Source organism: Synechococcus sp. MU1642, assembly GCF_020514115.1.
Classification (GTDB): domain Bacteria; phylum Cyanobacteriota; class Cyanobacteriia; order PCC-6307; family Cyanobiaceae; genus Parasynechococcus.
This window is the reverse complement of the sequence record NZ_VTKZ01000019.1, coordinates 1-26,805: the sequence shown is the minus strand read 5'-3', so window position 1 is coordinate 26,805 and position 26,805 is coordinate 1. Positions and strand designations below refer to the sequence as shown.

Sequence of the window (26,805 nt, the reverse complement as noted above, 5' to 3'; positions counted from 1 at the left end):
GGTGAACATCGCCTACTCAGGCCTGTATCACTGGTTCTACACAATCGGCATGACGACGAATGCCGAGCTGTATCAGGGTTCCATCTTCATGATGATCCTGTCGGCTTGGGCCCTCTTCGCCGGCTGGTTGCACCTGCAGCCCAAGTTCCGTCCTTCCCTGGCCTGGTTCAAAAACGCTGAATCGCGTCTGAACCACCACCTCGCTGTCCTCTTCGGCTTCAGCTCCATCGCCTGGACCGGTCACCTGGTTCACGTTGCGATCCCCGAAGCCCGTGGTCAGCACGTTGGTTGGGACAACTTCCTCAACGTTCTGCCTCACCCCGCCGGTCTTGGACCCTTCTTCACCGGCAATTGGGGTGTATATGCCGAAAACCCCGATTCCCTGAATCAGGTCTTCGGCAGCTCCGAAGGTGCCGGCACCGCCATCCTCACCTTCCTTGGTGGCTTCCACCCTCAGACAGAAGCTCTCTGGCTGACGGACATCGCCCACCACCACCTGGCCATCGGTTGCCTCTTCGTGATCGCCGGCCATATGTACCGGACCAACTTCGGTATTGGTCACTCCATCAAGGAGATTCTCGAAACCCACAACCCCCCGAAGGGCACCCCCGGTGACCTCGGCGCTGGCCACAAGGGTCTCTACGACACCATCAACAACAGCCTGCACTTCCAGCTTGGTCTGGCTCTCGCCTCCCTCGGCGTGGTCACCAGCCTTGTGGCGCAGCACATGTACTCGATGCCGTCGTATGCCTTCATCGCGAAGGACTACACAACACAGGCAGCCCTGTACACCCACCACCAATACATCGCCATCGCGCTGATGTGTGGTGCCTTCGCCCACGGTGCGATCTTCTTCATCCGTGACTACGACCCCGAAGCCAACAAGGACAACGTCCTGGCCCGGATGCTCGAGCACAAGGAAGCGATCATCAGCCACCTGAGCTGGGTCTCTCTGTTCCTCGGTTTCCACACCCTCGGCCTCTACGTCCACAACGATGTGGTCGTTGCCTTCGGTACTCCCGAGAAGCAGATCCTGGTTGAGCCCGTGTTCGCCCAGTTCGTTCAGGCCGCCTCTGGTAAGGCCATGTACGGAATGGACGTTTTGCTCTCCAACGCCTCCAGCTCCGCCAGCCTTGCTGCCCAGAACATTCCTGGTGAGCACTACTGGCTGGACGCGATCAATGGCAACACCGATGTGTTCCTGCCCATCGGTCCTGGTGACTTTATGGTTCACCACGCCATTGCTCTGGGTCTGCACACCACAACCCTGATCCTTGTGAAGGGTGCTCTGGATGCCCGCGGCTCCAAGCTGATGCCTGACAAGAAGGACTTCGGCTACTCCTTCCCCTGCGACGGCCCCGGCCGTGGCGGTACCTGCGACATCTCTGCCTGGGACGCCTTCTATCTGGCTGTCTTCTGGGCTCTGAACACCGTGGGTTGGCTGACCTTCTACTGGCACTGGAAGCACCTGGCCATCTGGTCCGGCAACGTGGCTCAGTTCAACGAATCCAGCACCTACCTGATGGGCTGGTTCCGCGACTACCTGTGGCTCAACTCCTCCCAGTTGATCAACGGCTATAACCCGTTCGGCAGCAACAACCTTGCAGTCTGGGCTTGGATGTTCCTCTTCGGACACCTTGTTTGGGCTACCGGTTTCATGTTCCTGATCTCCTGGCGGGGTTACTGGCAGGAACTGATCGAGACCATTGTCTGGGCTCATCAGCGCAGCCCCATCGCCAACATGATGGGTTACCGCGACAAGCCTGTGGCACTGTCCATCGTTCAGGCCCGTGTCGTCGGCTTGGCTCACTTCACGGTTGGCTATGTCTTGACGTACGCCGCCTTCCTGATTGCCTCGACCTCAGGAAAATTCGGTTAATTCCCTCCTGAATTAACTCGCGACGAGTCGTTCCTCGTCCCAAACGTCGTCCCCACTCGGTTTACCGGGTGGGGATTTTTGTTTTCTGTTCTTCGGAGTGGTTGTGTTGGACCGCGTTGTTGTTCTCGTCTGGCCTGAGCACTGCCTAGCGTCAAGGATTGATGGGATCGGGCTGAACGTGGGCGAATGGGAGCACCTGCAGCGCAACGTTGGTGAGTGGCGCGGCTGGTTCGACAGCATGGATCCGAATCTGCAACGCACCAAACGTCAGCCCTCTCTTTTAAAGCTCCTGCCTGATCCTTCCGGCATTGCCCTTCATCTGACCCTGCTGCTCTGGCCTGAGGCAGCGGGATCGAGTTCTCCCCATCAACCGCCTGCCGGGGATCCTGAAAAGCGGATCGTTCAAAGCTTCATGCGCGTGGATCCCGACATGGGGGTCTTCGGCACCGGCAGTTTTTCGAGGGGGACGCTCTACCGGTCCACCTGGACCAAGCTTTATGCCGAGTTTGGCTTCCTGCAGCACCAACGCCGTCACCGCTTGGTGCTGCTTTGGGATGGTGCGGGGCAATTGGATCGGATCGTGTTGATCCGTGAGTTCCTTGCCGGAACTTCGGCGGTGGAATGTCCTCCCTTGGAGGCGGATCAGCTGATCGGCGACTGGCGTTGCGACCTCCCTTCGCTTGGAAGGAACATGCGTTTTGCAGCAGGCGATCTTGATCGCTGGATCTTTTTGCCGGATGGAGGAGCCTTCCTGGCGCCTGCGCAGATTGATCCGCACCAGCCGTTCAACATCGAAGCGCTTTGGTTGTCGAGTTCGACGCGCCTTGAGCGCATTTCACGTCGTTATTCAGAACACGGTGCCCTGATATCGGTGGACCATCAACTGCTCACCCGTTGAGGCTTTGATGGCTATGGGGTGTTGCTCAAGTCAGCTCGGCCTCTGTTGCTGAAAGCAATGTCGAGCGTGCGCAGGTAGGTGTGCAGGCCTGCATCCTGAATGGGCAGCACGTAGGCGTCGGCGCCTGATTCGTTGTGGTGGGAGTGCCAGTAGCCAGGTGGGGTCACGAAGGCTGCGCCGGCTACCCAGTCTTCCCGGTGCCCATTGCGGATCATCCCGTTCTCGTCCAGCTCGGTGCCGATCAACGTGTAGCAACCCGGTTGGCAAGCCACAGCAAAATCAAGGGCAATCGACTGGTGTCGGTGGGGGCGCTGCACCTGGCCTGCGGGGAGAATGCCCAACATGGCCCAGAGGGTGTGGGTGACGGTGCGCGTCTGAGGGAACGCGTTGTTTCCCAACAGCACACTCACGCGGTTGGCGTTGGCTCCGCGTGGATTGCTGGCGATGGCATCCAACTGCGCGCGAGCATCCTGATGGCTGTAGAAGCAGGGTTCGAACACCGGTTTCACGGTGCTCACGCCCAGATAACGAAGCAGGGGGGCATCGTGCACCCAGTAGAGACCTGCGCAGGCATCACTGCTGTGGATGGCTTCACCGCCAGCCGGAAGCACGAATGTATCGCCTGCACTCCAATGAAAAACCTGGCCACAGGCTTCGGTTTGCCCATGGCCTCGGGCCACGAAAAACAGCTGACTGGTCGCATCCGCATGGGTGCGCAGGGACCCCTGATCCAGCCGAATGAAGTTGCCGCAGAGCGATGGACCAGTGGCCGGGCCCTCGCATTGCAAGTCGGCACTCAAATCAAGAGGTTGCAGGGCCGTTCCGGCTTCATCAAAAAAATTGGCCGAAAAGCTGCAGTAAGGGATCGTGCTGATCAGCCCCTGCTGCAGAGGATTGGCCGCTGAGGCGTAGTCGAAGAACTGTGCCTGGGAACTGGTTGCCGTCGTCGCTCGTCGGGTGATGGTCATCGTTCCCTCCAGCAGCAGAACCATTGAATCGAGATGGCACCCTACGCGGTGGGCATTCGATTGCGTTTCAGCATTAGATAAACGGCAGGGACGGCAAACAGGGACAGTAACGAGGCCACCAACAGTCCGCTGAAGACCACGGTGCCAATGCTGGTTCTGCTAGCGGCTCCCGTGCCCTGGGCGAACAGAAGGGGCAGGAAACCCGCCAAGGATGTGACCGCTGTCAGCAGGATCGGGCGCATCCGGTTCACGGCCGCGTCCACAACGGCTTCGCGCAGGGCCAGGCCCGCCGCAATCCGCTGGTTGGCGAATTCCACGATCAAAATTCCGTTCTTGGCCGCCAGGCTCACCAGCACCAGAAGTCCCATCTGGCCGTAAACATCCAGTGGGAGACCCCGCAATTTCAAGCCGATCAGAGCTCCGAGCAGGGCCATCGGCACCGTGAGCAGGATGATCAACGGGTCAACGAAACTCTCGTAGAGAGCGGCCAGCAGCAGATAGACCACCGTCACGCCGAGAGCGAACAGCACCCAGGTCACCTGCCCAGCCCGTTGTTCTTCCAATGCCAGGCCCGTGAAGGCCAGGCCGATGTTGCTGCCTCCGATGCGATCACCGGCCTGTTTCAGGGCTTCGATGGCTTCACCGCTGCTGACCGTTGGCGCGGGGATGGCGGTGATCCGAATTGCCCGGTTGAGCCCGAAATGACGAATGTTGTTGACGCCCTCCTCGCGGGTCAAGCTGGCCACGCTTGCGACGGACATCAGCTCACCGCTGCGGTTGCGCACCATCAGACCCGTGAGATCTTCCGGCCGACGTCGCTCGCTGCCATCCAGCTGCAGAACAATCGAGCGGATTCGACCGTCGTCGTAGGTGTCATCGATGTAGCGGCCGCCGAAGGCAGTGCCGATTTCTCGCAGCGTTGCGCCGTAGTCGAGGTCGAGGCCAGCCAGTTGGTCGCGGTCTAGCTCAAGCCGCCAGCGGGGAAAACTGGCATCAAAGCGGGTGCTCACCCGTTCAAATCGATCTGTCGCCTTGGCCGTCTGGATGAAGTCCCGGGCGATTTGGCCGAATTGCTCCAGGCTGAGTTGCCCTCCGCTGCGGTCAAGCAGTTCCAGCGAGAGTCCTGATTCACTGCTGAAGCCCCTCACGGCTGGAGGGGTGATCAGCACGACCCTGGCATCACCAACCCGTTGTTGAACCTCTCGGCTGAGACGGCGTTTGATGGCGTTGCTGCTCTGCTCTTTGCCAGGTCGATCCTTGAGTGGCTGAAGGCGCAGGTAAAACGATCCACGGTCTTCTCCGCTCTGTCCGAAGGAGCTGCCGGCATAAAAGTTGCCAGTGCGCACCTGCGGCTCTTCGCTGACGACGCGTCGGATGTCGTCCATCACGGCCACGCTGCGCTCGAGGCTGGCGCCATCGGGAAGGGTGAAGTAACCGCGAATTTGGCTTTGGTCGTCATCGGGGATGAACGCTGTCGGCATCACCGCCAATCCGGAGGCGGTAATGACCAGACCGCTCAGCAGCAGAAGGGCGATGAGTCGCTTGCGCTGCAGCCAGTGCTCGAGCTGTTTCGCGTATTGCCCTTCCAGGGTTTGCATTCCCTGCCGAAGCCAGCGGCTGAGCTTGCCGATCGCCCCAGGAAGACGGCCGCCACCTGGGCCCAACACCCGGGCGCAGGCCATAGGGGTGAAGCTGAGCGCATTCAAGGTGGAGAACAGAATCGCTCCGCTGATGGCCAGGGCGATCGGTTGATAGAGGCGTCCGATCGATCCAGGAATGAGCAGCACGGGCAGGAACACGGCTGCCAGCACCAATGAGGTGGCCACAACAGCGGTCGCCAGCTCAGCCATGGCGTCTTCGGCCGCCTGTTCGGCGGGTGTGCCCCGTTCGATGCGTCCGGCGATGTCTTCGCTTACGACGATGGCGTCATCCACAACTATCCCGGTGGCCAGCACCAGCCCAAACAGGATCAGGCTGTTGAGATTGGAACCGCTCAGTTTCACCAGGCTGAGGCTTCCCACCAGCGCCACCGGCACGGCAAGGCCAGGGATCAGGGCGAGACGCCATCTGCCCAGAAACAGCACCAGCACCACCAGCACCAGCAGCACGGCATCGCGCAGGGTGATGAGGGTGCGATCGAGGTTGGCCTGAACCGTGTCGGCCACATCCACGATCGTGGAGAGCTCGATGCCCGGTGGAAAACTCGCTTCCAACTGCTGCAGCTTGCGCTTAATCGCTTTGCTCACCTCCAGGGCATTGGCCCCATCGCGCTGGTAGACACCCACGGCCACGGAACGCTCGCCGGCCAAATTCATGGCTTCTCGTCCGTAATTGCGCTGTCCGAGTGCAACCCGTCCTACATCCTTCAGGCGCAGCAGCCCGCCGTTGTCCAGCCGGCGCAACACGAGATTCTCGAAATCCGATTGGCTGCGGAGTCGCCCTTCCGCCTCCACCGGAAGGTTCAGGAATTGGCCCGATGGAACTGGGGCAGCCCCGATGCTGCCAACGGCAGCCAAAACGTTTTGTTCGGCCAGGGCACGGCTGACGTCGCCAAGGGTGAGGTTGGTCTGTTCGAGGCGTTGAGGATCCAACCAAAGGCGAAAGGAGAGTTCACTGCTGCCGAACACCTGCACATCGCCGATGCCTGGTGTGGTGAGCAGTGCGTCCTGCAGGGTCTGGTCCAGCCAGCCTGTGAGAAAGGTGGGGACGTATTGATCCGGTGGGTGGCTGAACCCCAAAATCATCAATAGGTCTTCCGAGGAGCGCCGAACTTGGAGCCCCTGGCGCGTCACGGCCTGGGGCAGCCGGCGGCTGGCCAGGTTCACTTCGTTCTGCACCTTGATCGCATTCAGCTCGGGATCACCCGCGTTGAAGCGCAACGAAATGCTTGCTCCGCCTTGTCTGCTTGTTGAGCTGATGCTTTCGACCCCTTCAAGGCCATTCAGCTGTTGTTCCAACACCCGGGTCACGCTTTGCTCCACCACCTCCGGTGAAGCCGCAGGGAAGTTGGCGCTCACACTCACGCGGGTGGGGGCGAGTGGCGGTAGATCCTCCAGCCCCAGGCCGAAAAGCGCCGTGCACCCCGCCAAAAGGATCAGCAGGCTGCAGACGACCGTAAGAACCGGCCGCCGAAGAAACGGCTGGGAGATCGACCGCACCGGGACGTCTCAAACGTGAATGAATCCTGCCAGGAAAAAACCCCCGGTTGCCTGATCCCAGGCAACCGGGGGTTAGTGATTTTGGTTGAGAGGTTTCGGTGAATGGCTTCAGCCGACGCTCCAGACACCAGCAGCGATCTTGAACAGCTCCTGAACGTGAACGGTGTTGCAGAGGAACCAGGCGAAAACAGCACCGCCGCAACCACCCAGCCAGAACCCACTGGTGAAGTCAGCCCAACCGGTGCGGGTGAACAGGTCGGCGGGGGGATTCTCAACCGTCACATCTGCAGGGGGGATGTTGGGTTGCTTGCCGGGCTGGTTGTAGAGGAGGAACAGCAGGCTGAGGATGTGCACGGCGCCAATGGCAGCCAGCAGTCCAGCGGTTTGCTGGTACTCCGTGGCACGCAGGGGGCCGCAGATGGTGAAGGGGCCGTAGAGCAGATAACCGAAGGCTGCACCGGTTTCCAGACCACGAAAGTTCGGGGAAATCCCGGGGCGGTACAGGGGCAGGTTGTTGATCAGACCCTTGATGAAATAGCCGCTGTTGACGGGTGTCGCAAGGTTGCCGACGCAGGGATCAGCAGCAGGAGTGACGGTCATGAATTACGAGTGCTGAGGGGTTGAAACGGTCCGCAGGTCGCGGTCACTCGGCCGCGGTGATCACTCGACCAACAAGGACGATGAACACTGCAGGGAACACGATTCCTGTGATGGGCACGAAAATCGCAGGCAGCCAGGCAGCAGCGAAATCTCCAGTCATGTCGAGGCCAAAAGCTTCGCAGCTACTCTAAGTAGGACCGTTCTGAAGGCCTGCTTTAGGCCCCGACGGCGACATAAAAGTTCAATCCGCATGCAGAACGTTCTCCTCCCTGGTGCCGTCGTGCTGCTCACGGTGGTGCTCTGGTTGTGCAGGAAGCCGGTGAAGCCGATGCTCTCCAGCACGGATGCCAGCCGTGTCGCACAGATCAACCGTGCCCAGCTGGAACTGGTCATTGAGTCTGCCGTTGATGGGGAATCCGCCGATGCTTCCTTGGTTCCCTGGACGTCACCGAGCACTCCCCTCGAGCGTATTGACCTGGAGCGTCGCCTCAAGGCCGACATGGAGGCTGGCCCCGAGGAGCGTTTGCGCGCCGTTCGTTTGGCTGCCCGATGGGGGCACCGCTCGGCTTTACCCCTGCTGCGCCAAGCGCTGCGTGACAGCGATGCGCGTGTGGTGGAAGAAGCAGCCGCTGCGATCGCACCGTTCCGTGGTGCGCCAGCCGCTGCCCAGACCACTCAGCCGGCTCGGCCTCCCCGCAACGTTTCTCGGATGCGATAAATCGGTCGATCCTGGCTTTCGTGGTAGGTACGGATCAACAGTTCGCCGAGAAGCCCGAAGCAGAACAGTTGAATCCCTGCCAAACCAAGCACCACCGCGAGGGTGAGCAGTGGGCGATTGGCAATGTCGCCTCCCATCACCTTGATCAAGAAGAGATAGGTGCTGGTGACAAGGCTGGCGGCGATTGCCAGCAGTCCCCCGAAGCCGAACACGTACATCGGTCGGGTCAGAAAACGCTTCATGAACCAGACGGTGAGCAGATCCATCAGCACACGGAAGGTGCGATCGATCCCGTACTTGCTGCTGCCGAACTGACGCGCTCGGTGGTTCACCTTCACTTCGGTGATCCGTGCGCCTTCGATGAAGGCCAGGGCGGGAAGAAAGCGATGCAGTTCTCCATAGAGCCGCATGTCTGCCAGCACCTCCCGTCGATAGGCCTTGAGGGAGCAGCCGTAGTCATGCAGCCGCACCCCGGTCACCCGGCCGATCAAGCGGTTGGCGATCCGGGAGGGAAGTTTGCGCTGGAGGGCGGCGTCCTGGCGCTGATGGCGCCAGCCACTCACGAGGTCATACCCCTCCCGCAATTTGACCAGCAGCATGGGGATGTCGGCTGGATCATTCTGAAGATCCCCATCCAGGCTGACGATGACCTCTCCGCCAGCCACATCAAAACCAGCCGCCATGGCTGCGGTCTGGCCATAGTTCTTGCGCAGCAGCACAGCCACCACTTCGGGCACCTCTGCGCTGACCTCGGCCAGCACTTTGGCGGTACGGTCGCTGGATCCGTCGTCGACCAGGACCAGCTCAAACTTCTCGTCGGTTGGACGCAGTGCTGAAAGGAGCTGCTCAACCAGGTGGGGCAGGCTTTCCTCTTCGTTGTACAGCGGCACCACCACCGAGAGATTCAGGGGTGCACTCATGCCTGTCGCGCTGCGAGTTGGTCAACTTAAGCAGGGGCCCGGTTGATCAGGCTGACAACGTCAGGAGAGATGCGATCCGTCATGGCATCGCACCACACGGCCTGCGCCGCGGAATTCAGCCCTGTAGTGGCAAGCCACCGGGTGTTGATCGCTGCTGTGGAGGTTGTCGATGCCGATTCCATTGCGCCCATGGTCCTGGCCTGAGCTATGGCGGTAGCGGCCATCGCCGAGATGGAGCCCCACATGGGTGCAACGCCGGAGTGTGCCAAAAAACAGTAGATCTCCTGGGAGCAGCAGGCTGTGATCGTTGGGGAGAGCGGCAATAGGTTGGCAGAATCGCTCCTGCTGATAGGCATCCCGCGGAATCCAAATCCCCTGGCTGGCGAAGGCCATTTGCATCAGACCGGAACAATCCATGTCCGGTTCAGTGGTTCCCCCCCAGAGATAGACGTTGGGACGTTTCTGGGCGGTTTCGCTCCAGGCGAGCACGCCGGGTAGACGTCGTTCAATGTCCGCCACGTTCAGCGGCGACGGTCGCCAGGGTGCACATTGCTCAGCTCGTCCCAGAACCGACTCGAGTGCGAGCCAGCAGCGGTAACCATCCTCAAGCAGCTGAACAGCGATCCTCCTGCGCTGCCTCTCCAGGATGCGAAAGCGGCGTCCAGAACAGGCCTGGGTGGTCAGACTCTCGCCGTCAGATCTCGAGTAGCCATTGACGTCAGTGCATAGCTGCCAACAGGAGCCTGTCTCAATCAGGTCTGGGGCCAGCAGGGTGCCTAACGTCGCCATGGCCCAATTGAATCGCTATGGCGTTCTACCGTCCCGATCCCGCAATGGCGGCTCGGCTTGAGGCGGCCCTCGATGGGCTCGATGCCGACGGCCGCCCGGGGCTGCGCAATAGCCTGGCTATCACCTGGGTGCGGTACGACGACGCTGCACCGGAGGCTGGTCAGGGCAGTGGTGCTTCCTGGAACCAAGACCGGATCCTTTATCCGGCCAGCGTGGTGAAGCTGTTCTATGCAGTCGCCGTTGAGCAGTGGCTGCAACGGGATCTGATCCCTGAAAGCGACGAATTGCAGCGCGCGGTGCGCGACATGATCGCCGACTCCAGCAACGATGCCACTGGGCTTGTGGTTGATCTACTCACAGGCACCACCAGTGGCCCTGCACTTCACGGCGAACGCTGGGAGCTTTGGACGCAGCAGCGTCGTTTGATCAACGGCTGGTTGAAGACCTTGGACTGGCCGGAACTTGAGGCGGTGAATTGCTGCCAGAAGACCTGGGGTGATGGTCCCTATGGCCGGGAGAAATTGTTCTACGGGGCCAACAACAGCAACCGCAATGGCTTGTCCACCGCTGCGACAGCCCGGATGCTGGAGGCGGTGATGACCGGTGCTTTGGTTTCACCGCCGGCCTGTCGTCGGCTGCAGGGTCTGTTGCGGCGCTCGCTGGATCAGCAGCTGCGTCGTGCCGATCCTGAAAACCAGGTTGATGGGTTTCTCGGTGGGGGCCTACCTGAGGACGCGCTCCTCTGGAGCAAAGCCGGCTGGATGAGTCAGGCCCGTCACGACGCAGCGTGGTTTCAGACGTCCGAACAGCAGCCACCCAGTTTGCTGGTGGTCTTCACGACGGGGCCTGATCGCGCTAGGGACGAATCCCTTTTGCCGGAGCTGGCACGGCAACTCAACCTGTTAGCTAGCTCTGATGAGCCAGCGAATTGAGTCAATGAACTTGGAACGGAGAGGGAGGGATTCGAACCCTCGACAGAAGTTGCCTCCTGTAACTCCTTAGCAGGGAGCCGCTTTCAACCACTCAGCCACCTCTCCAGCGGCGCCCCCAGAGTACCAAGTGCTGGGCAGTTGGTCAGACTTCAACGCGGGGTAGGCGTCGTTTGAAACCACAGAGGATCTCCCAGGGAATCGAACCGCAGTGGTTGCTCCAAATCTGAGGGCTTAACTCCAGATCGCCGTCTTGGCCCAGCAGAGTGACGATGTCGCCTTCCACCAGCTCAGCTGCATCGGTGGCATCCAGCATGAGCTGATCCATGGTGATGGCTCCCACCTGAGGCAGCTGGCGATTGCGATACAGCGCGTGAATGTGCCCGCTGAGGGACCGCAGAACTCCATCGGCATAGCCGATGCCCACCACCGCTAGCCGAGTTGGGCGCTGGGTGATGAAGCGGTGGCCGTAGCTGACTCCTGTGCCAGCGGCCACCTCGCGGATCAGGCTGACCCGGGCGCGAACCGCCAGCGCGGGTTGCAGGGGAATGACGTTGCTCAGATGGGCAGCGGGGGCATGGCCGTACAGGGCCAGACCAACGCGCACGAGGTCGTGGTGCAGTTCCCGGTTGAGCAGGGTCCCCGCGGAGTTGGCCAGATGGCGGTTGATGCTGGCGCCCGCTTGGGGCAGGGCCGAGAGCATGTTCACGAAACGATCCTGCTGGAGGCTGGTCAAGGCATCGTCTGGCTCATCAGCACAGGCCAGATGGCTGTAGATGCCCTCCAGATTGAGGTGCTCCAGACTTTGCAGCTCCGCCGCGGTCTGATAGCCGTCGCTGAGGGAGCAGCCCAGCCGTGCCATGCCGGTGTCGATCTTCAGCTGCACGTCGAAACATCGACCGCTGTCGGCAGCGAGCTCATTGCAGAGCTGGGCATCCTTGAGGCTGCTCAGGGTGGGCATTAACCGCCAGTGCAGGCAGGTGCGCAGGTCGTCTGGTTCACAGAGGTTGCTCAGCAACAGCACCGGTGCCTCCAGACCTGCCCGCCTCAGTTCAAGACCCTCCTGCAGCGTGGCCACGCCAAGGCTGGTGGCTCCCCCCTTTAGAGCAGCCCGTGCCACCGTTTCGGCGCCGTGGCCATAACCATCGGCCTTCACCACCGCCATCAGTTGTGTGCGAGGACCGAGGTGCTGGCAGAGAGCCCTGGCATTGGCCTGAATCGCTGCAGGTGAAACTTCCACCCAGGCGCGCTGACGTGGATTCAGCTCCGGAGTCACAGGCAGTGCTCGGCGCTACCGAGACGGCTTCACATCGCCGATAGCATGAACCTTATTGAGTGAGCTGGCATGGGCCAGGTTCTCGTTCTCAATGCGTCCTACGAGCCGCTCAATATCACCACCTGGAGAAGGGCTGTGGTGATGATGCTGAAGGGCAAGGCTGAGAGCCTGGAACACGACCCCTGTCGACAATTGCGTCAGGGCACTCACCTGCCGACGGTGATTCGCCTGCGGCAGTACGTCCGCGTTCCCTTCCGTCAGCTGCCCCTGACGCGTCGCAACCTCTTCCAGCGGGACAACCACACCTGCCAGTACTGCGGCAGTCGTGACAACCAGTTGTCAATCGACCATGTGATGCCCCGCAGTCGGGGAGGTGGTGACACCTGGGAGAACGTGACCACCGCCTGTCTCAGCTGCAATGTGCGAAAGGGCAACCGAACTCCGAAGGAAGCCGCCATGCCTTTGCGCCATGTCCCGCGGCGGCCGGCCAGCAGCCTCAGTTTTGAGGCCCGGCGCCAGATCCATTCCGGGCATCATCAGGAATGGGCGAAATACGTCATTGGTGCTTGACCGTCAGGTCTCGGCTTGATCGCTCAGGGCTTCGAGTTTCTGACGTTGCTCTTCGGCGATGCAGGCACCGATCAGGTCCTCCAATTGGCCCTCCAGCACAGGCTCCAGGGTGAAGTTTCGACCCAGCCGGTGATCGGTGGTTCGGTTGTCTTTGTAGTTGTAGGTGCGGATTTTTTCGGAGCGGTCACCACTGCCCACCTGGGCGCGGCGGTCGCTGCTTTCCCGTTCCGCAGCAGCAGCCTGCTCCCGTTCCAACAATTTGGCGCGCAGGATCTCCAGCGCCCGTTCCCGATTCTGCAGCTGGGAGCGTTCCTGGGTGCAGAACACACGGATCCCCGTGGGTTTGTGGAGAAGGTCCACGGCTGTTTCCACCTTGTTGACGTTTTGCCCCCCCGCACCGCCTGAACGAGCGGTGCTGATGTCGAGATCCTTTGGATCGAGCTGAACTTCCACGGCATCGGCTTCCGGCATCACGGCCACTGTGGCTGTGGAGGTGTGGACCCGACCCTGGGATTCTGTGGCCGGGACGCGTTGCACCCGATGCACTCCCGCTTCAAATTTCAGTTGGCTGTAAACGCTGTCGCCACGCACCGAAAGGATTAGTTCACGAAACCCTCCCAGGTCGGCCTCGGTGCAGCTGATGGATTGCACGGCCCAGCCCACTTTCTGGCTGTAACGCTCATACATCCGTGCCAGATCACCGGCCCAGAGACAGGCCTCGTCGCCCCCTGCGCCGGCGCGAATTTCCAGCATCACGCTGCGCTCATCGCGGGGATCTCGCGGCAGCAGAGCGAGGGTGAGCCGCTCCGTCAGCGTTGAATGCTGTTCTTGGAGGCTGGCCAACTCATCCTGCGCAAGTTCCTCCATCGCAGCGTCACCGCGACTGTCTTTGAGCAGTTGACGTGCGGAATCGCGCTCGGATTCGAGCTTCTTGAGTTCCTCGAAGTCGAGCACAAGAGGCTCAAGCCTTGATCGCTCCCGTGCGATCGATTCAAGCCGCTTCGGATCAGCGGCCACATCAGGATCAGCCAGCTGCCGCTCGAGGTTGCGGAAGCTGGCTGTGGCTGTTTCCAGCCGTGTGAACAAGGTCGAGGCGTCCATGCCCCGTTCTCACCCTCAGGCTTTGGACTCGGCCTTGGCGGAGTCGGCACCTTTTTTCTTGGTGCCCATGCCGTACTTCTTCATGAAGCGGTCCACACGACCCTCGGTGTCGAGAATCTTCTGGGTGCCAGTGAAGAAGGGGTGGTTGCCGCTCCAGACGTCGACGTGGATCTCCGGCTGGGTGGCGCCTGTGGTCATGACCACTTCGCCGTTGCAGATCACCTTGGCGTCGGGATACCAGGTGGGATGAATGTCGGGCTTTGGCATCGGTAAAAAATCAGCGCTTGGAGAACTGAGGAGCCTTACGGGCTTTCTTGAGGCCGTACTTGCGGCGTTCCTTGGCACGGGGGTCGCGGCTCAGGTGACCTTCCGTCTTCAGCGGCTTGCGGTTGTCGGCAGACAGTTCACACAGGGCGCGGGCAGCACCCTGCTTGATGGCGCCGGACTGACCGGTGAGTCCACCACCGTGAACGTTCACGAGGATGTCGTACTCGCTGCTAAGGCCGAGGGTCTCCAGAGGAGCCTTCACCGCTGCGATGTATGAGGGGTTGTAGTTCAGATAGTTGTCACCGGGACGACCGTTGATGGTGATCGTTCCATTGCCGGGGACGAGGCGAACACGGGCGACAGAAGTCTTGCGACGACCGGTGCCCCAATAAACGACGGAATTGTTGCTCATTTGGCGGATGCTGAGGGGTTGAGCTGAAGAGGCTGGGGCTTCTGAGCGGAGTGGGGATGCTCGGTGCCCTTGTAGACCTTGAGCTTGCGGAACATCTGGCGGCCCAGAGCGTTGTGGGGAAGCATGCCTTTGATGGCCTTCTCCACGATCCGCTCGGGAATCCTTTCCTGCAGAGCCTCGAAGGTTTCCACCTTCATTCCACCGGGACGACCGGAGTGACGGCGGTACAGCTTCTGCTGGGGCTTACGGCCGGAGACCTTGATCTTCTCGGCGTTCACAACGACGACAAAATCACCGGTGTCCAGATGGGGGGTGAAGCTGGGGTTGTTCTTGCCGCGGAGCACGGCTGCCACTTCAGTGGCCAAACGGCCGAGGGTTTGATTCTCAGCGTCCACCACGTACCACTGGCGGTCGATCGAATCAATGGGGGGGAGAGAGGTCTTGTTCATCGCGCCGGCATGCCGGTTCGGGTATGTCCCGCCTAATGCAGCGGAACTGGGCAAAGGGGGTCGGTCCAGAGCTGGACCTGACGGGGCTAAAGATCGAGCTTACTCTTCAGCCCTCCATCTCCTGTGAGTTGGGCAGCATTCCAAGTAGAGGCCCGTTTATTCCGGCGTTGAGGTTGGATCCGGAGGCGGATCGCTCTCGGCCAGAAAAAACCACGGTTGACAATCGTACCAGCCGGCTTTGGTGAAGATGGGCTCCGCATAGCCAGCCCGAAGCAGGCAGAGGCCTGTGGCTGGCGCTGCCTCCTTCACCTCGTGGCGTCGTCGTTCCCGCCAGCGATGTTCAAAGGCGGCAACACTGAGACGGTGCTCGCCAACGGCCACCAACTGGGCCATCAGCAGGCGAACCATGCCGTACAGAAAACCACTGGCCTGAATCTCGACCCGGAGAAGATCGCCTTGGCGCTCCACGAGCACCTCCTGCACGGTTGTTCGGGCATGGGCGCGACGGCTGCCTGCCTTCATGAAGGCGCTGAAGTCGTGTAGGCCAAGCATGGTGTTCAAAGCGTCCCGCATGCAGGACGCATCCAGCCTGTGTTGGTAGCGGTGCCAGCTCCAGGGGCTGAGAAACAGATTGGGACGCCGGCCGTTGTGAATCGTGTACCGGTACCGCCGGTAGATGGCTGAGTAACAGGCATGCCAATCGAGGGGACGGGCGACGGATTCGCGCACACGAATGGTGCTCGGCAGGCGGCCGTTCAAGGCCGGTGCCCATTTGCGAGCGGGGATCGGGCCACTGCAGTCGAAGTGCACCACCTGACCGGCGGCATGAACGCCGGCATCGGTGCGACCGGCGGCAAAGGTCTGCACCGGCCGGTGCGGATCGAGCTGGGCGATGGCGTCCTCCAGCACGGCCTGAACACTGCGACCGTTGCGTTGGCGCTGCCAGCCACAAAACGAAGAACCCTCGTACTGAACGCTGAGGCCGATCCGCTGAAGGGACGCTGGCTCAAGACCTGCAGACGAGGGTGCGGTATTCAAACGTCAGGACTGACGTGAGGTCTGATCAGACCAGTTCAATGATGGCCATCTCGGCGTTATCTCCACGGCGGGGAACGGTACGCGTGATGCGGGTGTAGCCGCCCTTGCGATCGCTGTAGCGGTTGGGTGCCTTGTCGAACAGGGCATGCACCAGTTGCTTGTCGTAGATGTAGCCCATGGCCCGGCGACGAGAGGCGAGGCTGCCGTCCTTGGCCAGGGTGATCATGCGCTCGGCTTCGTCGCGAAGCGCCTTGGCCCGTGCCTTGGTGGTGGTGACCCGACCTTCGCGAATCAGCTGGGTGGTTAGGGCGCGCAGCATTGCCTTGCGCTGGTCAGCTGGACGTCCCAGCTGAGGAACTCGGCATTGATGACGCATGGTTCTGTCGGTGACAAAGACGAAAAAGGACGTTCAGGCCGTTCTGTGGTTATGCAGAAGTGCGGCTCTGGGGGATGGAGATGCCGATGCGCTCGAGGGCTTCGATGACTTCATCAGCGGATTTGGAACCGAAGTTCTTGATCTCGAGTAGATCCTCGTAGCTGAAGCCCATCAGGTCAGACACGGAGTTGACCTGGGCGCGCTTGAGGCAGTTGTAGGCCCGAACCGAAAGGTTCAATTCCTCTAGAGGAATTTGTGCTTCCGCCGAGGGCTCGGGTTCAGCAGGAACTTCCTCCACGAGGGTGACAGTGGCCAGTGGCTGGAAGAGCTCAATCAATTGATTGGCCGACTGAGCCAGGGCGTCGTCGGGAGTAATGGAGCCGTCAGTGATGATCTCCATCCGAAGGCGCTCGCGGGCCGAACCGCCTTCGGCAACGGCGGTTTCGTCAATGGTGAAATTGACCCGGGTCACAGGCATGAACACCGCATCGATCTGGAGCAAATCGATGGCACTGGTTTCTTCGTTGTAACGATCCACCGGGCGATAGCCGACGCCACGCTCAACGTGAACTTCCAGCTCGAGGCTGTGGCCATCGGCCACGGTTGCGATCGGCCGATCGGCGTCCACCACTTGAACCTGAGAGGAGAACTGCAGATCTCCGGCCTTAACTTCAGCGGGACCAGCCACCACAAGACGGCCGATCTCGAGTTCGGCCGAACGGCTGCTGACTGTGAGCTCCTTGCAGTTCAGCAGGATGTCGAGAACGTCTTCACGTACCCCAGGAACCGTGGCGTATTCGTGATTGACACCGGCAATGCGGATAGCGGTGACAGCACTGCCTTCGAGGCCACCCATGAGCACGCGACGCAACGCGTTGCCCAGGGTCGTGGCCTGGCCACGCTCGAGGGGGCCGATCAGGAAGACGCCGGACTGGGCGCGATCCTCGGCCACCTGATGCTCAATGCGATCAATCTGGTACTGCAACACGATCTGAATCGGGGTAAGTGGAGAAACCGGACGGAAATCAGCTCGGTTCAGACGCGGCGGCGCTTGGGCCGGCGGCAACCGTTATGGGGCAGGGGAGTGACGTCGCGAATCAGGGTGATTTCGAGGCCAGCTACTTGGAGAGCGCGGATGGCGGTCTCACGGCCTGAGCCAGGACCTCTCACAAGCACTTCAATCTGACGCATACCTTGGTCGAGTGCACGACGTGCGGCTGCCTCTGCAGCAGTTTGAGCGGCGAAGGGGGTGCCTTTGCGAGCACCTTTGAAACCACTGGCGCCTGCGGACGACCAGGAAATCACCTCACCGGCCGTGTCGGTGATGGACACGATGGTGTTGTTGAAGGTGCTCTGGATGTGAGCAACACCGTTGGGGACGTTGCGCTTGGCCTTCTTGGGCCCGGATTTTTTGACGGTTTTAGCCATGGCCGTATGCAGTCAGGGATAGGGATGTAGAGGACTTACTTCTTCTTGCCAGCCACAGTTTTCCGCGCGCCGCGGCGGGTACGGGCGTTGGTGCGGGTGCGTTGGCCACGAACCGGAAGGCTCATGCGGTGGCGTCGGCCACGGAGGCAGCCGATGTCCTGCAGGCGCTTGAGGGCCATGCCTTCCTGACGGCGCAGATCACCTTCCACCGTGTACTCCTCCAGAGCACCGCGGAGTTTCTGAAGATCTCCGTCCTCCAGATCTTTCACCCGGATGTCGGGGCTCACACCGGTTTTGGCCAGGATGGCCTGTGAGCGGGTGAGCCCAACTCCGTAGATGTAGGTGAGGGACACTTCAATCCGCTTGTCGCGGGGAATGTCAACGCCGGCGATCCGTGCCACGTTCGTTCAGTTGAAAAGGACAGATACCTCCGAGGTCCTGGAGGCGAGGAATGTTTCAGAACAGCTGGGGATCAGCCCTGGCGCTGTTTGTGCTTGGGATTGGTGCAAATGACCATGACCTTGCCGTGGCGACGGATCACCCGACACTTGTCACACATTTTCTTCACTGAGCTGCGCACCTTCATGAGGCGTGGCTCTCCAAATTTCCAAACGGCAACATTACCATGTGGGTCAACCGAGGACTGACTCGATTCGCTTGGTGATCTCCTCGACAGAGCCCTGGGCAGGGACGGAAACCAGGAGACCTTTATCGCTGTAAAAGCAAATTAGAGGTGCCGTTTTCTCACGGTAAACCTCAAGGCGATTGCGGATCACCGCTTCGTTGTCGTCGGCGCGACCGCGGGCCAGCAGCCGTTCAATCAAAACGGCGTCATCTAGCTCCAGCAAAACCACGGCCTGGATGGGTTGCTGCAATTCGGCCAGTAGGTGTTCGAGGGCTTCGGCTTGGGGCACTGTGCGTGGAAACCCATCCAGCAGCCATCCATCCGTGGTTAGTGCCTTCATCTGGCTTTCCACAATTGCCAGTACGAGGGCGTCGCCCACCAATTCTCCGCGGTTCATCACCGCTTCAGCTTCTTTGCCCAGTTCGCTGCCGGCTGCCACTTCAGAGCGCAGCAGATCGCCCGTGGACAGATGCTTCATGCTGATGGCATCGCACAGTCGGGCGGCCTGGGTGCCTTTGCCGGCTCCGGGAGGGCCAAGAAAGAGCAAGCGATTTTTCATGGTTGCGTAATCGTGAGTTGAAGTGAACGGAAGATGCGCTGCCCAGCAGCGCTCACTGGCGAACGAGGCCTTCGTAGCGTTGAGAAATCACATAGGTCTGCACCTGCTTGGCGGTGTCGATGGCCACACCGACCAGGATCAGCAGTGAAGTAGCGCCAAGACCTTGGAAGGTCTGCACATTTGTGGCGCGTTCCACGGCAGCAGGAATGATGGCGACGGCGCCGAGGAACAGACCACCCAGCAAGGTGAGGCGGTTCTGGACTCCCGAGAGATAGTTGGACGTGGCGCTGCCGGGGCGGACGCCCGGAATTGCCACCCCACCCCGTTTCAGGTTGGTGGCGATGTCAGCGGGATTCACCGTGAGTGAGGCGTAGAAGTAGGAGAAGCCCAGGATCAACCCAAAAAAGGTCAGAGCGTATGGCCAGGGGTTCGCTGCTCCGGGATTCAGTGCACTGGCAGCACGGATCAACCACTCGCTCTTGGTGAGGTTGGCGATGGTGACCGGCAGGAAAATAAGGGCTGAGGCAAAGATGATCGGCATCACACCGCCGGCATTCAGCTTGAGCGGCAGATAGCTCTGACGGGTGGGGAGAACGCCTGCTCCACCCACTTGACGCTTGGCGCTGACGATGGGGATACGGCGAGCCCCCTCCTGCACGAAGATGATTCCAACGATCGTTGCCAGGAACACCAGCACAAGAACAATGATGCCCAGCACTGTGTCGCGGTCACCGGTTTGAGCGGCTTCGATCGTGGCGCCGAGGGTGCGAGGCAGGGTGGCGACGATGTTCAGAAAAATCACCAGGGAGGCTCCCTGGCCGATGCCCCGCTCCGTGATCACTTCACTCAGCCACATCACCACCATCGATCCGGTGACAAGGGCCAGTGCCGTCTGCACCACAAAGGTCACTTCGCTGAGGCCTTCTATGGCGTATTGGCGAAGGATCATGGCGAAGACCACGCTCTGGACGAGCCCCCATCCCAGCGCTACATAGCGGGTGATTTGGGCGATCTTGCGTCGGCCGGCCTCGCCCTCATTCTTCTGGAGGTCTTCCAGCTGCGGCAGCGCTGCGGTCAGCAGCTGGAGGATGATCGAGGCATTGATGAACGGCAGGATCCCAAGGGCAAAAATGCCCAGGGTGGAGATGCCCCCGCCGGTGAAAATGTCGAGGAAACCGATCAGCTGTCCGCCCTGATCGATGAACTGCTTGAATGCTTCTCGATCGATTCCTGGCATCGGGATGTAGATCCCAAGACGCACCAACAACAGCAGACCGAGTGTGGTGAGCACACGACTGCGGAGCCCAGGGTTGGTGATCAGCTGGCCGATCACTTCGGAGGCGTTGGGGTTGCGACCCCGACTGACGAGCATGTCCGGAAGAAAGTGAAGTTGGGCGAAAAGCCAAGAAGCCGCCCGTGGATCGAAATCCAGCGGACGGCTCAGACCCTAGGGCTGACTTGGGGGCGAGCCCTTGATTAGTCGAGGATTTCGCAGGTGCCACCTGCGGCTTCGATCTTGGTGCGGGCGGAAGCTGTGAACGCCGCGGCTTGCACTGTCAGCTTTTTGGCTTTCAGTTCGCCGTTGCCGAGCATCTTCAGCGGATGCTTGGGGCTGGTCACGATGCCGTCCTTAACCAGTGAATCCAAGTTGACGGAGCTGCCGTCCTTCAGGTCGTTCAACGCCGAGACGTTGAGAACGGTGAAGTGCTTGGGATTGACCAAGGGGAAGTGCTTCAGCTTCGGCACCCGGCGGTAAAGAGGCATTTGGCCACCCTCGAAGCCGGGGCGCGTGGGGCGACCCGAGCGGGATTTCTGGCCGCGCATACCGAAGCCGCAGCTAGCGCCCTGACCGGCAGCGATGCCGCGGCCCTTGCGCAGTTTGCGGCGACGAGCGCCCTTGTTGGATTTGAGGGAATCGAGTCGGAGGGTCATCGCGAATCAGGAATAGATCTGTTCGAGGGAGATTCCCCGTTCCTTGGCCGTCTCCTTATGGGTGCGGAGAAGCGACAGGGCCACCATGGCAGCCCGTGCATTGTTCAGGGGGGTCTTGCTGCCCAGGCGCTTGGCTAGGACATTCTTGATACCAGCAAGTTCGAGCACTGTCCGGATTGAACCGCCAGCGATCACACCGGTACCAGGGGCTGCAGGGCGGATGAGCACGCTCGCAGCACCGTCACGACCATTGGAGAGGGTCGGGATGGAGTTATGACGGGTCAGCGGCACCTTGACGAGGTGCTTTTTGCCATCGGCAACACCCTTGCGGACAGCACCGATCACATCGCCGGCCTTGCCGACGCCAACGCCGACCTGGCCTTTCTCGTTGCCGACGACCACGATGGCCCGGAAGCTCATCTTCTTACCGCCTTTGACGGTCTTGGAGACGCGGCGGATCTGAACCACGCGCTCTTGCCATTCGGAGTCGCGCTCTTGGCCGCGACGACCACCACGCCGGTCGCCACGACGACCGTCACGGTCGCCACGGCCGCGGCGCTGTTCCTGTTGCTGCTGCCCTTCGGCTGCCGCTGGAATGTCGGTTGCACCCGGTACGGCGTTGGGATTGGATTGGGGGGAGGAATCTGTCATGGGTTAAGCAGGAATCAGAACTGAAGGCCCGCTTCCCGGGCTGCATCGGCGAGGGCTTTAATCCGGCCGTGGTACAGATTTCCGCCGCGGTCGAACACAACCTGCTGAATGCCTTTGGCAATGGCGCGCTTGGCGACCAGTTCGCCAACGGCGACAGAGGCGTCGCAGCCGCCAGCCGGAGCCTGGAGGCCGGCACGCAGCTCCTTGTCAACGGTGGAGGCGGAGCACAGTGTGCTCTGGGCCGCGTCGTCGATGACTTGGGCGTAGATGTGGTTGTTTGAGCGGAACACGGCCAGCCGCGGACGGTCTGAGGTTCCGGTGATGTGACGACGCAGACGCCGGTGGCGTTTCTGCGTCTGCTGTTTGCGGGAGAGTTGGGACATGGTGGATGAAGGGTAGGAACGTCAGGACAAGGCTTATTTCTTGCCGGACTTGCCTGCCTTGCGCAGGATGCGCTCGCCCTCGTACTTGATGCCCTTGCCCTTGTAGGGCTCGGGGGGGCGGATGGCGCGGACCTTGGCGGCTTCGTTGCCCACCAGCTCCTTATCAATTCCGGAGACAATCACCTTGGTGTTGTTCTCCACCTTGAAGGTGATGCCCTCAGGCGCTTCCATCTCGACGGGGTGGCTGTAGCCAGCACTCACCACGAGGGTTTTGCCTTTGACCTGGGCACGGGAACCCACACCGACGATCTCAAGGGCCTTGCTGTAGCCGTTGCTGACACCCTCGATCATGTTGGCGACGAGGGTGCGGCTCAGGCCGTGGCGCTCACGGGAGATGCGCTTGGTGCTCGTGGGTGAGACCACGATGGTGTTGTTGTCCTGGCTGACGCTGACGCCATCAGGGAGGGTGCGCTCCAGCTCGCCTTTGGGCCCTTTCACCTTGACGGTGAGGCCGTCAAGGGAAACGGTGACCTTTTCAGGGACGGGAACGGGGTTTTTGCCGATTCGTGACATGGTTCAGCTCCGGATCAGTAGACGTAACAGAGCACTTCGCCACCGACGCCCTCACGGCGGGCGTCTCGGTCGCTCATCACACCCTTGGAGGTGGAGATGATCGCCACACCCAGTCCGCCGAGGACTTTGGGCAGGCCGCGAGTGTTCTTGTAGATGCGGAGACCGGGCTTGCTGACCCGCTGCATGGAGCGGATGGTGGGCAGCCTGTGCTTGCCGCTGTACTTGAGAGCGAGCACCAGTTCGGTGCGAATGCCTTCACCCTGCTCGCTGATCTCGGAGATGAAGCCCTCCTGTTGCAGCACCTTGGCGATGCTGCGGGTCATCCGCGAAGCGGGGATCTTGGTGGTTTCGTGACGTTTCTCACTCGCATTGCGAATGCGGGTGAGCATGTCGGAAATGGGGTCGTGGTTGGCCATAGGTGTCGACGGGGAGGGCTCAGTTGCTCTGGAACGGCATTCCCATCTCGCGGAGGAGGGCCCGGCCCTCTTCGTCCGAACGGGCAGTGGTCACGATGGTGATGTCCATGCCCCGGATCGCATCGATCTTGTCGAAGGAGATCTCAGGGAAGATGATCTGTTCGCGCACCCCAAGGGTGTAATTGCCGCGGCCATCGAAACTCTTGGGGCTGACCCCGCGGAAGTCGCGGATGCGGGGCAGCGCCAGGTTGATCAGGCGCTCGAGGAAGGCATACATCCGATCACCACGGAGGGTGACGGCACAGCCGATCGGCATGCCCTGCCGAATCTTGAAGCCAGCGATGGCTTTTTTGGCACGGGTCACAACGACCTTTTGGCCGGTGATCTGCGCCAGCTCATTCACCGAAGCCTCGAGAGACTTGGCATTGGCGGCGGCTTCGCCGAGACCCCGGTTAACGGTGACTTTCAGCACCTTGGGGACTTCATGGATGTTGGTGAGGGAGAGATCCTTCTGCAGCTTGGGCTGGATGGTCTCCCGGTAGCGCTTCTTGAGTGACATAAAGGGTTGGGGTGCTTCTGGGCGTGGTCAGAAGTCGGGATCAGTCGAGGACTTCACCGGTTTTCTTGAGCCGGCGCTTCTTGGTGCCGTCCTTCTCGACGACGATTTCAACGCGGCTTGCCACCTTTTTATCGGTGGAATACAGCATCACGTTGGAGGCATGCAGGGAAGCTTCCTCCGTCACGATGCGGCCTGTCTCGCCCTCTTGGGTGGGCTTTTCGTGGCGGGTGCGCATGTTTACGCCCTCCACGACGACGCGGTTCTCGTTGGGCAGGGTGCGCAGAACGGCACCGGTCTTGCCCTTGTCCTTGCCGGCGATCACCTGAACGGTGTCGCCCTTGCGGATGCGCATTTTGATGCGCTCGGTGGACTTGGCCTTGGTGGTTGCAGTCGCCATGGTCAGATCACCTCCGGAGCGAGGGACACGATTTTGGTGAAGCTGCGCTCACGCAGCTCACGGGCAACCGGTCCGAAGACGCGGGTGCCTTTCGGGTTTTTGTCGTCGTTGATGATGACGGCGGCGTTGTCGTCGAACCGGATCGAGTTTCCGGTTTCACGACGCATGGTGGCTTTGGTGCGCACCACAACGGCCTTCACCACGTCGGACTTTTTGACGCCCATGTTGGGAGCGGCATCCTTCACGGCCGCAACGATCACGTCGCCCACGTGTGCATAGCGACGGTTGGTGCCGAGGACGCGAATGCACTGGATGCGCTTGGCGCCGCTGTTGTCGGCAACGGTGAGATAGGACTCCTGCTGGATCACTGCTTCACCTCCTGAGCTTCAGCCTTGTTGGCTTCCTCAGCTGCAGCCTTGGGGCTGTGGCTGAGAACCTCGGCGATGGCCCACCGCTTCTGGCGGCTCATCGGACGGGTTTCAGTGATGCGAACGCGGTCACCGACGCGACAAGTGTTGTCTTCGTCGTGAGCCTTGTAGCGGGTGGTACGGCTGACCGTCTTTTGATAGATGGGGTGTGGGAAGCGGCTTTCCACCGCGACCACCACCGTTTTTTCCATCTTGTCGCTGACGACGGTGCCGATCCTTTCCTTGACTGCCATGGTTACGGAGTGGGGGATCAGGAGGCGGTGGAGCGCTGGCGCTCCGACTGCACCGTCAGCAGCTGGGCCAGCTTGATGCGGACCTCTTTGAAACGGTGCGTGTTAGCGAGCTGGCGCGTGGCCTGCTCGAAACGGAGTTGGAACAGTTCGCGGCGCAGGCCATCGATCTGTTCGTTGATGTCCGAATCGGACAGGTTGCGCACATCGGCGGCGTTAGGACGGGCCATCGTCAGGACTCCACGGTGACGGCTTCAGAAGCTGCTGGAGCCTTGGCACCAGCTGACTTCTCCTGCTCATCCAGCTGGATGAACTTGGTCTTCACGGGAAGCTTGTATTGCGCGAGGCGCATGGCTTCCTTGGCGATTTCGGGGGTGATTTCATCACCGCCCATCTCGAACAGGATCCGGCCGGGCTTGATCACCGCCACCCAGAATTCTGGGTTGCCCTTACCGGAACCCATCCGGGTTTCGGCAGCGCGCATGGTGACCGGCTTGTCGGGGAAGATCCGGATCCAGATTTTTCCGCCACGCTTGACGTAGCGGGTCATGGCACGACGGCTGGCCTCGATCTGGCGCGAGGTGATCCAGCCACATTCCTGTGCCTGCAGCGCGAACTGTCCGAAGGCAATGGTGTTGCCCCGGGTGGCGACGCCGCGCATGCGGCCTCGCTGCTGCTTACGGAATTTGACGCGTTTTGGACTCAGCATGGTTCAGGCCTCCTGTTCAACCCTCGTTGGAGCGGTCTTCGAACTGTTGGGGCCGACGGCTGGCCCGGCGCCGGGGGGCGGCCCCCACCGGCATGGGCTGAGCCTGTTCGCTCAGCACCTCGCCCTTGAACACCCACACCTTGATGCCAAGCACGCCGTAGGTCGTGCTGGCCACCTTGGTGGCGTAGTCGATGTCGGCACGCAGGGTGTGCAGAGGCACCCGACCCTCACGGGTCCATTCCGTCCGAGCGATCTCAGCACCGTTCAGGCGACCGGACACCTGGATCTTCAGACCCAGAACTCCGGCACGCTGAGCGCGCTGCACAGCCATGCGGATGGTGCGGCGGAAGGCCACACGCTTCTCCAGCTGCTGGGCGATGTACTCGGCAAGCAGGAATGCATCACCGTCGACGCGTTCGACCTCGACAACATTGATCCGCACCTGACGACTGGAGTCGCCGACGGTCTTCTGAATGCCGGAACGAAGGTCTTCGATGCCGCTGCCTTGACGGCCAACCAGCACACCAGGGCGTGCGGTCTTGAGTTCAACTTCAAGTTGATCGGCCTTGCGGGCGATCAGCACATCGCTGATGCCAGCTGAGCCGTACTTCTTGTGGATGAACTTGCGAATCCGGTCATCCTCCTGAAGGAGGGCCGGATAGTTTTTGCTGGAGGCGTACCAGCGTGACCGGTGTTCCTGGGTGATCCCCAGGCGCAGACCGGTTGGGTTGATTTTGTGTCCCATTGGGTCAGAGTCCTCGGGGGTCAGGAATCGGTCTGAGCCGCCACAGCAATGCTGATGTGGCAGGTCTGTTTCTTGATCTGGTAAGCCCGGCCTTGGGCGCGGGGGCGATAGCGCTTCATGGAGGGGCCCATGTCAGCGCTGGCGCTCGAGATCACCAGAGAAGAGGGGTCAAGACCGAGGTTGTGCTCAGCGTTGGCCACCGCAGACCGGAGCACCTTGGTGATCGGGCCGGTGGAGCGGTAGGGCATGAACTCGAGCATGATCAGCGCGTCGCGGTAGGTGCGGCCACGGATTTGGTCGAGCACACGACGCACCTTCGACACGGAGCCTCGGATGAAGCGTCCGTGAGCCTGGGCAGTGGGTGCCGTTGGGGTTGACGATGTCATGGATTAGCGGCCTCCTTTCTTGTCTCTGATGTGGCCCTTGAAGGTGCGGGTGGGAGCGAACTCTCCCAGCTTGTGACCCACCATTTGCTCGGTGATAAACACCGGCACATGAGTGCGGCCGTTGTGAACCGCGATCGTGTGGCCGATCATCATCGGCAGGATCGTGGAGGCCCGTGACCAGGTTTTGATCACAGACTTGTCGTCGTTGTCGTTCTGCTTTTCAACCTTGCGAAGCAGGCTGTCGGCAATAAACGGACCTTTTTTGAGTGAACGTCCCATAACGGTTTAAGCAAGCGGCAAAGTGATGGATTGCATCAGGAATCGCGTCCGCCACGGCTCCGCTTGGAGGTCTTGCGACGCTTCCGGAGCACGTATTGGTTGCTGGGTTTGTTCCGCTTGCGGGTCTTGAGACCGAGGGCGGGTTTGCCCCAGGGAG

At 60.9% G+C, this 26,805-nt stretch carries 38 protein-coding genes, 1 tRNA gene and 1 pseudogene; 5 read left to right on the top strand and 35 right to left on the bottom strand.

From position 1 onward, the window contains the following. The coding region (psaB, locus tag FZZ85_RS11840) for a photosystem I core protein PsaB (RefSeq protein WP_226415484.1) at positions 1-1,879 on the top strand (1,879 nt) is incomplete at its 5' end. A gap of 178 nt (positions 1,880-2,057) precedes the next feature. Next, entirely contained in the window at positions 2,058-2,777 is a 720-nt protein-coding gene (locus FZZ85_RS11835) for a DUF3598 family protein (RefSeq protein ID WP_226415482.1), read from the top strand. 11 nt (positions 2,778-2,788) lie between these two features. On the opposite strand, the gene FZZ85_RS11830 is transcribed toward FZZ85_RS11835, so the two are convergent. The 4 genes from FZZ85_RS11830 to FZZ85_RS11815 form a co-directional block, all read right to left on the bottom strand. Then, positions 2,789-3,769, bottom strand: coding sequence for a cupin (locus FZZ85_RS11830; protein ID WP_226415480.1), 981 nt, complete (start codon positions 3,767-3,769; stop codon positions 2,789-2,791). A gap of 17 nt (positions 3,770-3,786) precedes the next feature. Further along, positions 3,787-6,903 (bottom strand): efflux RND transporter permease subunit, encoded by a 3,117-nt coding sequence (locus FZZ85_RS11825; RefSeq protein WP_226415478.1) that lies wholly within the window; start codon positions 6,901-6,903, stop codon positions 3,787-3,789. Positions 6,904-7,011: 108 nt separating this feature from the next. Next, on the bottom strand, positions 7,012-7,503 hold the full coding sequence (locus FZZ85_RS11820; RefSeq protein WP_011363361.1) for a photosystem I reaction center protein subunit XI: 492 nt from the start codon (positions 7,501-7,503) through the stop codon (positions 7,012-7,014). A gap of 43 nt (positions 7,504-7,546) precedes the next feature. Continuing rightward, positions 7,547-7,663, bottom strand: coding sequence for a photosystem I reaction center subunit VIII (locus FZZ85_RS11815; RefSeq protein WP_006851672.1), 117 nt, complete (start codon positions 7,661-7,663; stop codon positions 7,547-7,549). A gap of 90 nt (positions 7,664-7,753) precedes the next feature. On the opposite strand from FZZ85_RS11815, the gene FZZ85_RS11810 reads away from it, so the two are divergent. Continuing rightward, positions 7,754-8,221, top strand: coding sequence for a HEAT repeat domain-containing protein (locus FZZ85_RS11810; protein ID WP_226415475.1), 468 nt, complete (start codon positions 7,754-7,756; stop codon positions 8,219-8,221). On the opposite strand, the gene FZZ85_RS11805 is transcribed toward FZZ85_RS11810, so the two are convergent. Together FZZ85_RS11805 and FZZ85_RS11800 are read right to left on the bottom strand one after the other, a co-directional pair. Continuing rightward, a complete protein-coding gene (locus FZZ85_RS11805; protein WP_226415472.1) occupies positions 8,179-9,141 on the bottom strand; it encodes a glycosyltransferase family 2 protein in 963 nt (320 codons plus the stop codon). The two genes, FZZ85_RS11810 and FZZ85_RS11805, sit on opposite strands and share 43 nt — an antisense overlap. Positions 9,142-9,201: 60 nt before the next feature. Further along, positions 9,202-9,930 carry a C40 family peptidase gene (locus FZZ85_RS11800; RefSeq protein ID WP_226415470.1) on the bottom strand — a complete coding sequence of 243 codons (729 nt, stop codon included), beginning with the start codon at positions 9,928-9,930 and terminating at the stop codon, positions 9,202-9,204. Between the two features lie 17 nt (positions 9,931-9,947). Here FZZ85_RS11800 and FZZ85_RS11795 point away from each other — a divergent pair, with 17 nt between their 5' ends. Beyond that, positions 9,948-10,862 (top strand): serine hydrolase, encoded by a 915-nt coding sequence (locus tag FZZ85_RS11795; RefSeq protein WP_226415468.1) that lies wholly within the window; start codon positions 9,948-9,950, stop codon positions 10,860-10,862. A gap of 16 nt (positions 10,863-10,878) precedes the next feature. On the opposite strand, the gene FZZ85_RS11790 is transcribed toward FZZ85_RS11795, so the two are convergent. Both FZZ85_RS11790 and alr read right to left on the bottom strand, forming a co-directional pair. After that, positions 10,879-10,967 (bottom strand) — tRNA-Ser (locus tag FZZ85_RS11790). Between the two features lie 37 nt (positions 10,968-11,004). Then, positions 11,005-12,135 carry an alanine racemase gene (gene alr / locus FZZ85_RS11785; protein WP_226415466.1) on the bottom strand — a complete coding sequence of 377 codons (1,131 nt, stop codon included), beginning with the start codon at positions 12,133-12,135 and terminating at the stop codon, positions 11,005-11,007. Between the two features lie 69 nt (positions 12,136-12,204). Between alr and FZZ85_RS11780 the strand changes: the two genes are divergently transcribed. Continuing rightward, positions 12,205-12,705 (top strand): HNH endonuclease, encoded by a 501-nt coding sequence (locus FZZ85_RS11780; RefSeq protein ID WP_188021621.1) that lies wholly within the window; start codon positions 12,205-12,207, stop codon positions 12,703-12,705. A gap of 3 nt (positions 12,706-12,708) precedes the next feature. Here the strand turns inward: FZZ85_RS11780 and prfA are convergent, their stop codons facing one another. The 27 genes and pseudogenes from prfA to rplB form a co-directional block, all read right to left on the bottom strand. Continuing rightward, the gene (prfA, locus tag FZZ85_RS11775) at positions 12,709-13,806 is read right to left on the bottom strand and encodes a peptide chain release factor 1 (protein ID WP_226415464.1); all 1,098 of its coding nucleotides are present in this window, start codon (positions 13,804-13,806) and stop codon (positions 12,709-12,711) included. A gap of 15 nt (positions 13,807-13,821) precedes the next feature. Further along, entirely contained in the window at positions 13,822-14,073 is a 252-nt protein-coding gene (gene rpmE, locus FZZ85_RS11770; RefSeq protein ID WP_006851595.1) for a 50S ribosomal protein L31, read from the bottom strand. A 10-nt stretch (positions 14,074-14,083) separates the two neighbouring features. Continuing rightward, a complete protein-coding gene (rpsI, locus tag FZZ85_RS11765) occupies positions 14,084-14,485 on the bottom strand; it encodes a 30S ribosomal protein S9 (RefSeq protein ID WP_006849745.1) in 402 nt (133 codons plus the stop codon). Next, a complete protein-coding gene (rplM, locus tag FZZ85_RS11760) occupies positions 14,482-14,934 on the bottom strand; it encodes a 50S ribosomal protein L13 (RefSeq protein ID WP_226415462.1) in 453 nt (150 codons plus the stop codon). Before rplM ends, rpsI begins: the two co-directional genes overlap by 4 nt. A 156-nt stretch (positions 14,935-15,090) precedes the next feature. Continuing rightward, the gene (truA, locus tag FZZ85_RS11755; protein WP_226415460.1) at positions 15,091-15,972 is read right to left on the bottom strand and encodes a tRNA pseudouridine(38-40) synthase TruA; all 882 of its coding nucleotides are present in this window, start codon (positions 15,970-15,972) and stop codon (positions 15,091-15,093) included. A 25-nt stretch (positions 15,973-15,997) separates the two neighbouring features. Next, positions 15,998-16,348: a 50S ribosomal protein L17 gene (gene rplQ, locus FZZ85_RS11750; RefSeq protein WP_006851925.1), complete on the bottom strand. Its 351-nt coding sequence runs from the start codon at positions 16,346-16,348 to the stop codon at positions 15,998-16,000. A gap of 49 nt (positions 16,349-16,397) precedes the next feature. Next, positions 16,398-17,336, bottom strand: a complete 939-nt coding sequence (locus FZZ85_RS11745; protein ID WP_226402223.1) for a DNA-directed RNA polymerase subunit alpha — start codon at positions 17,334-17,336, stop codon at positions 16,398-16,400. Between the two features lie 47 nt (positions 17,337-17,383). Beyond that, positions 17,384-17,776, bottom strand: coding sequence for a 30S ribosomal protein S11 (gene rpsK, locus FZZ85_RS11740; RefSeq protein WP_006850182.1), 393 nt, complete (start codon positions 17,774-17,776; stop codon positions 17,384-17,386). Between the two features lie 35 nt (positions 17,777-17,811). Next, on the bottom strand, positions 17,812-18,177 hold the full coding sequence (gene rpsM / locus FZZ85_RS11735; RefSeq protein WP_226415458.1) for a 30S ribosomal protein S13: 366 nt from the start codon (positions 18,175-18,177) through the stop codon (positions 17,812-17,814). A gap of 71 nt (positions 18,178-18,248) precedes the next feature. Beyond that, positions 18,249-18,362, bottom strand: coding sequence for a 50S ribosomal protein L36 (rpmJ, locus tag FZZ85_RS11730; RefSeq protein WP_071840122.1), 114 nt, complete (start codon positions 18,360-18,362; stop codon positions 18,249-18,251). A 46-nt stretch (positions 18,363-18,408) separates the two neighbouring features. Further along, on the bottom strand, positions 18,409-18,960 hold the full coding sequence (locus tag FZZ85_RS11725) for an adenylate kinase (RefSeq protein ID WP_226415456.1): 552 nt from the start codon (positions 18,958-18,960) through the stop codon (positions 18,409-18,411). A 52-nt stretch (positions 18,961-19,012) separates the two neighbouring features. After that, entirely contained in the window at positions 19,013-20,332 is a 1,320-nt protein-coding gene (gene secY / locus FZZ85_RS11720; RefSeq protein WP_226415454.1) for a preprotein translocase subunit SecY, read from the bottom strand. Positions 20,333-20,436: 104 nt separating this feature from the next. Continuing rightward, positions 20,437-20,892 (bottom strand): 50S ribosomal protein L15, encoded by a 456-nt coding sequence (gene rplO / locus FZZ85_RS11715; protein WP_226415451.1) that lies wholly within the window; start codon positions 20,890-20,892, stop codon positions 20,437-20,439. A 6-nt stretch (positions 20,893-20,898) separates the two neighbouring features. After that, the gene (gene rpsE, locus FZZ85_RS11710) at positions 20,899-21,543 is read right to left on the bottom strand and encodes a 30S ribosomal protein S5 (RefSeq protein ID WP_226415448.1); all 645 of its coding nucleotides are present in this window, start codon (positions 21,541-21,543) and stop codon (positions 20,899-20,901) included. Positions 21,544-21,557: 14 nt separating this feature from the next. Next, positions 21,558-21,926: a 50S ribosomal protein L18 gene (gene rplR, locus FZZ85_RS11705; protein WP_226415446.1), complete on the bottom strand. Its 369-nt coding sequence runs from the start codon at positions 21,924-21,926 to the stop codon at positions 21,558-21,560. 33 nt (positions 21,927-21,959) lie between these two features. Continuing rightward, on the bottom strand, positions 21,960-22,499 hold the full coding sequence (gene rplF / locus FZZ85_RS11700) for a 50S ribosomal protein L6 (protein WP_226415444.1): 540 nt from the start codon (positions 22,497-22,499) through the stop codon (positions 21,960-21,962). 14 nt (positions 22,500-22,513) lie between these two features. Then, positions 22,514-22,915: a 30S ribosomal protein S8 gene (gene rpsH / locus FZZ85_RS11695; RefSeq protein ID WP_011363382.1), complete on the bottom strand. Its 402-nt coding sequence runs from the start codon at positions 22,913-22,915 to the stop codon at positions 22,514-22,516. Positions 22,916-22,934: 19 nt separating this feature from the next. Then, entirely contained in the window at positions 22,935-23,474 is a 540-nt protein-coding gene (rplE, locus tag FZZ85_RS11690) for a 50S ribosomal protein L5 (RefSeq protein ID WP_011363383.1), read from the bottom strand. A gap of 40 nt (positions 23,475-23,514) precedes the next feature. Next, positions 23,515-23,871: a 50S ribosomal protein L24 gene (gene rplX / locus FZZ85_RS11685; protein WP_226415442.1), complete on the bottom strand. Its 357-nt coding sequence runs from the start codon at positions 23,869-23,871 to the stop codon at positions 23,515-23,517. Between the two features lie 2 nt (positions 23,872-23,873). After that, a complete protein-coding gene (gene rplN, locus FZZ85_RS11680) occupies positions 23,874-24,239 on the bottom strand; it encodes a 50S ribosomal protein L14 (RefSeq protein WP_006851211.1) in 366 nt (121 codons plus the stop codon). Continuing rightward, on the bottom strand, positions 24,236-24,532 hold the full coding sequence (gene rpsQ, locus FZZ85_RS11675; protein ID WP_006850241.1) for a 30S ribosomal protein S17: 297 nt from the start codon (positions 24,530-24,532) through the stop codon (positions 24,236-24,238). The genes rplN and rpsQ overlap by 4 nt, the downstream gene beginning before the upstream one ends. Positions 24,533-24,549: 17 nt before the next feature. Then, the gene (gene rpmC / locus FZZ85_RS11670) at positions 24,550-24,759 is read right to left on the bottom strand and encodes a 50S ribosomal protein L29 (RefSeq protein WP_226415440.1); all 210 of its coding nucleotides are present in this window, start codon (positions 24,757-24,759) and stop codon (positions 24,550-24,552) included. A 2-nt stretch (positions 24,760-24,761) separates the two neighbouring features. Continuing rightward, positions 24,762-25,238: a 50S ribosomal protein L16 gene (gene rplP / locus FZZ85_RS11665; protein ID WP_006851743.1), complete on the bottom strand. Its 477-nt coding sequence runs from the start codon at positions 25,236-25,238 to the stop codon at positions 24,762-24,764. A gap of 16 nt (positions 25,239-25,254) precedes the next feature. Further along, entirely contained in the window at positions 25,255-25,983 is a 729-nt protein-coding gene (gene rpsC, locus FZZ85_RS11660; RefSeq protein ID WP_226402143.1) for a 30S ribosomal protein S3, read from the bottom strand. A 20-nt stretch (positions 25,984-26,003) separates the two neighbouring features. After that, complete coding sequence (gene rplV, locus FZZ85_RS11655; protein WP_226415438.1) at positions 26,004-26,369, bottom strand: 50S ribosomal protein L22; 366 nt, start codon at positions 26,367-26,369, stop codon at positions 26,004-26,006. Between the two features lie 3 nt (positions 26,370-26,372). Beyond that, positions 26,373-26,648, bottom strand: coding sequence for a 30S ribosomal protein S19 (gene rpsS, locus FZZ85_RS11650; protein WP_006849645.1), 276 nt, complete (start codon positions 26,646-26,648; stop codon positions 26,373-26,375). 35 nt (positions 26,649-26,683) lie between these two features. Beyond that, a pseudogene (rplB, locus tag FZZ85_RS11645) lies at positions 26,684-26,805 on the bottom strand (50S ribosomal protein L2); the annotation flags it as partial.